This window comes from Actinomadura logoneensis, assembly GCF_003428695.1.
Taxonomy (GTDB): domain Bacteria; phylum Actinomycetota; class Actinomycetes; order Streptosporangiales; family Streptosporangiaceae; genus Spirillospora; species Spirillospora logoneensis.
In genome coordinates, this window is record NZ_QURH01000916.1 from 1 (window position 1) to 7,174 (window position 7,174).

Annotated in this window: 8 protein-coding genes; 2 read left to right on the forward strand and 6 right to left on the reverse strand. The window is 74.7% G+C overall.

Annotated features, from left to right (window positions below; genetic code table 11):
* Positions 1-169, reverse strand: a 169-nt coding sequence (locus tag DZF91_RS30885; protein WP_328589242.1) for an FAD-binding protein, incomplete at its 3' end; no start/stop codon positions are given.
* A 48-nt stretch (positions 170-217) separates the two neighbouring features.
* Here DZF91_RS30885 and DZF91_RS30890 point away from each other — a divergent pair.
* Positions 218-913: a helix-turn-helix domain-containing protein gene (locus tag DZF91_RS30890; RefSeq protein ID WP_117360608.1), complete on the forward strand. Its 696-nt coding sequence runs from the start codon at positions 218-220 to the stop codon at positions 911-913.
* Positions 914-1,008: 95 nt separating this feature from the next.
* Here the strand turns inward: DZF91_RS30890 and DZF91_RS30895 are convergent, their stop codons facing one another.
* The 5 genes from DZF91_RS30895 to DZF91_RS30915 all read right to left on the reverse strand — a co-directional run bounded on the left by DZF91_RS30895 (position 1,009) and on the right by DZF91_RS30915 (position 6,188).
* Positions 1,009-1,494 (reverse strand): DUF6221 family protein, encoded by a 486-nt coding sequence (locus DZF91_RS30895; protein ID WP_147341471.1) that lies wholly within the window; start codon positions 1,492-1,494, stop codon positions 1,009-1,011.
* A 46-nt stretch (positions 1,495-1,540) separates the two neighbouring features.
* Positions 1,541-3,127 carry a murein biosynthesis integral membrane protein MurJ gene (murJ, locus tag DZF91_RS30900; protein ID WP_117360610.1) on the reverse strand — a complete coding sequence of 529 codons (1,587 nt, stop codon included), beginning with the start codon at positions 3,125-3,127 and terminating at the stop codon, positions 1,541-1,543.
* Positions 3,128-3,268: 141 nt separating this feature from the next.
* Complete coding sequence (locus DZF91_RS30905; protein ID WP_199487011.1) at positions 3,269-4,090, reverse strand: ABC transporter permease; 822 nt, start codon at positions 4,088-4,090, stop codon at positions 3,269-3,271.
* On the reverse strand, positions 4,087-5,193 hold the full coding sequence (locus tag DZF91_RS30910; RefSeq protein WP_117360611.1) for an ATP-binding cassette domain-containing protein: 1,107 nt from the start codon (positions 5,191-5,193) through the stop codon (positions 4,087-4,089). The genes DZF91_RS30905 and DZF91_RS30910 overlap by 4 nt, the downstream gene beginning before the upstream one ends.
* 206 nt (positions 5,194-5,399) lie before the next feature.
* Complete coding sequence (locus DZF91_RS30915; RefSeq protein ID WP_117360613.1) at positions 5,400-6,188, reverse strand: PadR family transcriptional regulator; 789 nt, start codon at positions 6,186-6,188, stop codon at positions 5,400-5,402.
* A 406-nt stretch (positions 6,189-6,594) separates the two neighbouring features.
* On the opposite strand from DZF91_RS30915, the gene DZF91_RS30920 reads away from it, so the two are divergent.
* Positions 6,595-6,984 carry a hypothetical protein gene (locus DZF91_RS30920; protein ID WP_235834677.1) on the forward strand — a complete coding sequence of 130 codons (390 nt, stop codon included), beginning with the start codon at positions 6,595-6,597 and terminating at the stop codon, positions 6,982-6,984.
* Positions 6,985-7,174 lie beyond the last annotated feature (190 nt).

Sequence of the window (7,174 nt, forward strand, 5' to 3'; positions counted from 1 at the left end):
CGCCGTCCAGGATCGCGACGCGGCGGCGGGCGCGGGCCAGCACCAGCCCGGCGCTGAGCCCGGCCGCGCCGGCGCCGACGACCACCACGTCGTGGATGTTCTCGTTCCAGGGGATGTTCTGGTTCATTCGGTCACCTCCGCCGCCACAGTGCGTCCGGGGAAGTGACATCGGCAACTAATGTTGCCAATTCCGGGAAACAGTGGGTGGAATGGGGGCATGGAACATCCGCGCACCCCCGCATCGACCGGCGACACCTCGACCCGTGGTGCAGCGGACCGTGCCGCGGCGGACCGTGCCGCCCCGGGCGACCCGTCGTCCGCGATCGACCGCGCCCTCACCGAGGTCGGGCCCCGGCTGCGGAGACTGCGCGCCGAGCGCGGCATCACCCTCGGGGCGCTCGCCGAGGCGACCGGCATCTCCAAGAGCACCCTGTCCCGGCTGGAGTCGGGGCAGCGCCGCCCCAGCCTGGAACTGCTGCTGCCGCTCGCGCAGGTCTACCAGGTGCCCCTGGACGAGATGGTCGGCGCGCCCGAGGTCGGCGACCCGCGCGTCCGGCTGACCCCGCGCGACGGCGGCGACCGCACGGTGATCCCGCTGACCACGCACCCCGGGCCGCTGCAGGCGTGGAAGACGATCCTGCCGGGGGACGGCCGCTGCGAGCCGAACCCGGTGACGCACGAGGGCTACGAGTGGCTGTACGTGCTGTCGGGACGGCTCCGGCTCGTCGTCGGCGACCACGACCTGGAGCTGACGCCCGGCGAGGCCGCCGAGTTCGACACCCGGCTGCCGCACTGGTTCGGTCCGGCGAACGCCCAGCCGGTCGAGCTGCTGAGCCTGTTCGGCCGCCAGGGCGAGCGCTTCCACCTGCGCGCCGCGCCGCGTTCCCGCCGTCCGGGCGGCGGCGCCTCCTGACCGTCCGGCCGTCCGCGCCTACGGCCTACGGCCAAGGACTTGCAGTCCTGGAGGTGGCCGATCCGCTCAGCGACCTCCGCTGCCGGACGGGCCGGTCAGATGCCCCACTCGTGGCGGTAGGCGGGGTGGTCGGCGTAGGCGGACGCGAGCGCGCGCAGCCTGGCGAGCCGGACGGCCTGGGCGGCCTCGGCGGCCTCCCCGCCGTGGCCGGTCGACATGAGCCACGCGGCCTTGACGTACTCGTCGAGGATGAGGCGCTTGGCCGCCGCCTCGCGCAGCGCGCGGGCCGGGCTGTGCCGGGCGATGTGCTCGGCGTAGCTCTCGTTCTCCGCCTGCGCGACGAAGCCCGGACGCTCCGCGCCCGGCGCCTGCGACCGCGTCGTCCTGGAGCCTCCCTGGCCCGCGGCGGCGGACGGCGCGCGGTCGCGGGACGTGCCGTCATGGGGCGTGCGGTCGTTCGCGGAGGCGTCGAGGCTGACCGAGCCCGGCGGGGACGGCCGCCACGCCGCGCCCGAACCGGCGCGTGCGATCTGCTCGTCCTTGGCGATGCGTGCCCGCAGGAACTCCACCAGCTCGTCCACCCGGCCATTGTGCAGCCCGGCGCGGGCGATGCACACCCCCGCGCGGTCAGCCCGGCCGCAGCGCGGAGGTCAGGGTGCGCAGCTCCGCGACGCCGAGCATCCGTCCCACCAGCACGTACAGCGCACCGCCGGCGGCGGACGCGGCGACGACCACCAGCGCCGCGTCCGCCGTCGCGGTGCCGAGCGAGCCGTCCACCGTCCGGGCGACGACGGCCGCGACGAGGCCGGCGGCGGTCGCGGCGGCCAGGGAGCGCAGGTGCGTGTCGAGCAGGCGGTGCCCGTCCACCCGGCCCAGCCTGCGCCGCAGCAGCACGGCCGTGACCAGCAGCCCCGCGGTGTAGGCGACGACCGTGCAGGCGGCCAGCGCGACCGGCAGCCGCGGCCCGCCGGTCAACCGCGCGGTGCCCAGCGCGGCGGCGGCCGTGACCGCCGAGACGCCCACGCTGATCAGGGCGGGCGTGCGGGTGTCACCGAGCGCGTAGAACGCGCGCAGCATGATCTGGTAGCCCGCGAACGGGACGAGCGCCGGACCGTAGGCGGCGAGGGTCAACCCCGTCAGCCGGGCGGCCTCGGGCGAGGTCCTGCCGTGCGCGAACATCAGCGTCGTCAGCGCCGGACCGAGCACGACCAGCGCCGCCGCGACCGGTGCCAGCGCCACCGCGGTGAGCCGCAGGCCCTGCGACAGGTCGGAGGTGACGCCCGCCAGGTCGCGGCGCCCGGCGGCCCGGCTCATCCGGGGCAGCACCCCGGTGATGACGGTGACGGCGATGACCCCGTAGGGCAGCTGGAAGATCGTGGAGGCGTTGCCGTAGACCGCGAGCATGCCCTCCCCGGCGTGCGACACGAGCCGCGTGCACACCAGGAAGACCGCCTGCGCGGCGGCGACGGACGCGACCGTCCAGCCCGCCATGGCCGCGATGCGCCGCACCCCGATGCCGCGCGGGTCGGCGCGGAGCCGCGGCCGGAACCCGGCGCGGCGCCCGGCGACGGCGAGGACGGCCATCTGCGCGGCGACCCCGGCGCTGGTCCCGATCGACAGCAGCAGCGTCTGCGCGGTGGTGAGCGACTCGACGCGTCCGGCGCCGCCGACCAGGACGAACGCCAGCCCGGTGGCGATCACGACGAGGTTGTTGGCGACCGGCGCCCACATCGGCGCGGTGAGGCGTCCGCGCGCGTTGAGGACGGCCGCCAGGGTGGCGCTGACGCCGTAGAACAGGATCTGCGGCATGAAGAACCGGGTGAACAGCACGGCCAGGTTCCGCTGGGGCGGCGGGAAGCCGGAGACGGTGGCGGACACGATCAGCGGCGCGGCGACCACGGCGACGATCACGACCGCGCCCAGCCCGTACACCACCAGCGACAGCAGCCGCTGGGCGTACAGGTCGGCCTCCTGCTCCCGGCCGGGCCGGGACGCCTGGCGGACCAGCAGCGGGACGACGACGCTGGCGACCGCGCCGCCCATCACCAGCTCGTAGATCGTGTTGGGGGTGATGTTGGCGGCGGTGTAGGCGTCCAGGAGCCGGGTGCCGAGGCCGAGCGCGGTGGCCAGCACCAGCGTCCGGACGAACCCGGTGATCCGCGACACGACGGTCGCCACCGCCATCGCGCGCCCGGTGCGCAGCAGGTCGCTCATCCACGGCCCCCTTCCGTCCCGTGCCAGAGTAGGCGACCTGCCCGGACGCCGGGTGGCCGCCCGAACGAGCACGGGTGGCGGCCGGATGAGCACGGGTGGCGGCCCGGACGGAGCAGGTCCGGGCCACCACCCCGCGGCGCGTCAGACGGACTTCTGGTACCAGCGGAACGTGGCGACCGAGATGCCGACGCACACCACCGCCAGGGCCAGCAGCCCGCCGCCGCGCGCCAGGACCGCGCCCCAGTCAGGTTCGCCCGCGAGGGCCGAGCGGCCCGCGCGGACGGCCCAGTCCAGCGGGTTGCACGCGGTGACGACGCGCATCCAGTGCGGCATCAGCGCGGTCGGCATGAACGCCGAGGACAGGAAGGTCAGCGGCAGCATGAACAGCACGTTGAACCCGATGATCGCCTCGCGCTGCCGCAGGGTCATGCCCATCGCGTTGGACAGGCCGCCGAACACCGTGCCGAGCAGCGCGCCCGCCGCGACGACCACCGCGCAACCGGCGACGCCGCCGGGATAGTGGGCCCCGCCGAGCAGCCCGAGGAGCAGGATCGCCGCGGACTGCAGGCCGGTCGTGACGGCCTGGTCGGCGACGCCGGAGGTCATCAGCGCCACCCGGCTGACCGGTGAGGTCAGGAACCGGTTCAGGGTGCCCCGGTCGATCTCCTCGATCATCGCCACCCCGGCCCACATGCTGCCGTTCATCGCGTTCATGGCGATCACGCCGGGCACCAGGTACCCCAGGTAGGAGCCGTGGCCGAAGCCGGGGATGTCCACGACGCGGCGGAACAGCGACCCGAACAGGAACAGCCAGATCGCTGGCTGGACGAGGTTGGCGGCGACGAACGCGGGCTGGCGGACCAGCGCGTGCAGGCGCCGCCCGGTGAGGAACCAGGTGTGGGCGAGCACGCGCGGCACGGCGAGGGCGCGGGAGGCGGGGGCGGAGAGCGGGGTGGCGGTCATCGGGCGGCCTCCCGACTGGCGGAGGGGGTGGACTGGTCGGCCGGGCCTTCTCCCGCCGCCGCGCCGGAGGCCGGGACGGGGGAGGTGGCGGCGGGAGGGGTGCCGGGGCTTCCCGGGGTGCCCGGAAGGTCGCCGGGGGTGTAGCGGCGGCCGGTGTAGCGCAGGAACACGTCGTCCAGGGACGGGCGGGCGACGGTGACGGCCGCGGCGGGCATCCCCGCCCGTTCGAGCGCGGCCAGCACGGTGGGGACGGCTGCGGGGCCGTTGTCGCTGCGGGCGCTGACGCCGCCGCCGGCGACGCGCACCTCCCGGACGGCGGGCAGCGCCTCCAGCACGGCGCGGACCTCGGCGGGGACGGTCCCGGCCGGCAGGTCGAGATGGACGGCGTCGCCGCGCAGCTCGCCCTTGAGCTCGTCGGGGGTGCCGCCGGCGACGACGCGTCCGCGGTCGACGATCGCCAGCCGGTGCGCGAGCCGGTCGGCCTCCTCCAGGTAGTGGGTGGTGAGGACGACGGTGAGGCCGTCCCGTCCGGCGAGCCGCCGGATCTCGGCCCACATCGCGGTCCGGGCCTCGGGGTCGAGGCCGGTGGTGGGCTCGTCCAGGAACAGCACGGCGGGCCGGTGCACCAGGCCGAGCGCGACGTCCAGGCGGCGCTGGGTGCCGCCGGAGAGCGTCCTGACCAGCCGGTCGGCGACCTCGGAGAGGTCGAACCGGTCGAGCAGTTCGGTGGTCCGGGCGCGGGCGGCGGGTCCGGACATGCCGTGCATCCTGGCCTGCAGGACCAGGTTCTCGCGGGTGGTGGCGCGCGGGTCGCTGCCGGAGCGCTGCGCGACGACGCCGATGAGGCGGCGCACCCGGTCGGGGCGGCGCAGGACGTCCACGCCCTCGATCTCGGCGGCGCCCCGGTCGGGACGGGTGAGGGTGGTGAGGATCTTGACGGCGGTGGACTTGCCCGCGCCGTTGGGGCCGAGCAGTCCGAAGACGATGCCGCGGTCGACGGTGACGTCCAGGCCGTCCAGGGCGCGGACGCCGCCCTTGACGCCGCGGACGGAGTAGGTCTTGCCGAGGTCGTGCGCGCGCACGGCGCACGGGTCGGTGGTCATGGGCTCTCCCGGTTCGTGGGATCGGTGACGGGCCGATCGGCGGCGGGGAGAGTCCGGCTAACCTTGTGGTGTCGCCCAGGTCGCTGGTTCCGTTGCCGCGGATCGGCGTTCTGGTCTCGGGGCCCCGGCCCGGTGTTGCCGCACCGGCCGGGGCCCTCGGCTTCGTCGGGCCGCCGGTGTCTGTCCGGCGGCCTACTGGGGCGTGGTCAGTCGGCCTCCTCGTGTCGTGACGCGCTGTCGCGGCCGTCCCGGGGCGGACGCTGCGCGCGTCCGCTCTTTCCGGTCCGGTCGGTCTCGGGAGCGGGCCGTTCGGGGTGCTCGGGGTAAGCGGGGTGCTCGGCCTGCTCGGCGGTGTCCCGCCGCTCCTGCTCGCGGAGCCAGTCGATCTCCTGGGGGACCTCGCCGGTCTCGTGGAAGCGGGCCCAGGCGTCGAGCCCGGGCATGGAGCCGTCCTCCAGGCGGGCCAGCAGCGTCCGCACCCAGCCGACCTCGGCGGCGCTCAGCGTGCGGTGGTAGTCAGCCTCGATGATCAGCAACTCCGGCAGCCAGGCGCGGAGCCCGGCGAGCTGCCGGTCCTGCTCGGCGAGCTCGGCCTCGAGCGCCTCCAGGCGGCGGCGGAGCAGTGCGGTGAACTCGCGCGGGTGCAGGACGGCGACGTCGGAGAGCGCGGCCTCGAAGCGCGGGTACTCGCGTTCGGGGACGGCGACCAGCTCGCGCAGCCAGTCGTTGAGCTCGGCGCGGCCCTCGGGGGTGATCGCGTAGACCGTCCGGTCCGGCTGGTTGCCCTGCCGGACGGTACCGGTCGCCTTGATCATCCCGTGCTTCTCCAGGTTGCGGACGACCGTGTAGAGGGACCCCCAGTTGATCTTCACGGCGGCGTCCTTGCCGCGGCGCCGCAGCGTGGAGGCGATCTCGTAGGGGTACATCGGGCGTTCGGCGAGCGCGCTCAGCACCGGGAGCGCCAGCAGGTTGGCGACCTTGCGCCGCTTCGCCACCGCGGCCACCTCCCATCAGGGGACGCAGGCGTCCGGCCGGCCCCCGCCTGACGCCCTTCGCTACTCGTCTGCGAGTACTCGTGGACGAGTACTCGTTTGCGAGCATACGCCTGAGGGCGCCGACGTCCACCCCTTCGGCGAGATCCGGCCGTTCCGGTCGCCCCTTTCGGCGACCGCCGGATGGCCGCTTCGCGACGCCCGGTATCCGGCTTTGTGCGCCCAGCGTCCGCCTCTCTCGTCCCCTGTCGTTTATACCGAGCGGTATGTCTCCTCTTTGAAGCGTTCCATCGTTGAGGGATATCCGCCCCGGGAAAAGTGCACGGATTGGCTCCGAAACAACACCTTCCCTGCCTTATCTGACGCGTACGGTCGAGACTCCGAACACGCACTCACAAAAGGGGGCGCGGTGGGCATCAACGGCCGCATGGAGCAGATCATGACGATTCCGGGGGCGCGCGGCGCGACCCTGGTCGACTGCTCCACCGGCCTGGCGGTGGCCGCGTCCGGGGGCGCCGGAGCGCTCGACCCGCACGAGGACGCGGCCGGCACCACCGACGTCGTCCGGGCGGCGCTGGCCAGCCCGGCGCTCAGCGCCTCGCCGACCGGCGACGACATCCAGGAGATCATCGTCTCGGCCACGTCCGGGTACCACCTGCTGGCCTCCGTCGGCCGGACGTTCGACACCCAGCTCTTCCTGCACCTCGTCCTCGACCGCGAGAGCGGGAATCTGGCACTGGCACGGCTGCGGGTCCGGGAAATCGTCGGCCTGCTCGCGGAGGACCGCGATGACGTCTGAGTTCCCCGGCGCGGAATCGTCCAAGGCCCCGGGCAATTCACGCGCCGCATTCCCGGTACGAGGGGAATCCGCCGCCACCGCCGGCACCGGAACGGAACCGCCGCGCACGGCCCGGCCGACGCCGCCGGAACCGCCCGTTCCACCCACGCCGGCGGCGCCGTCCGAAGCGCCCCCGCGCGGCGGCCCGGCG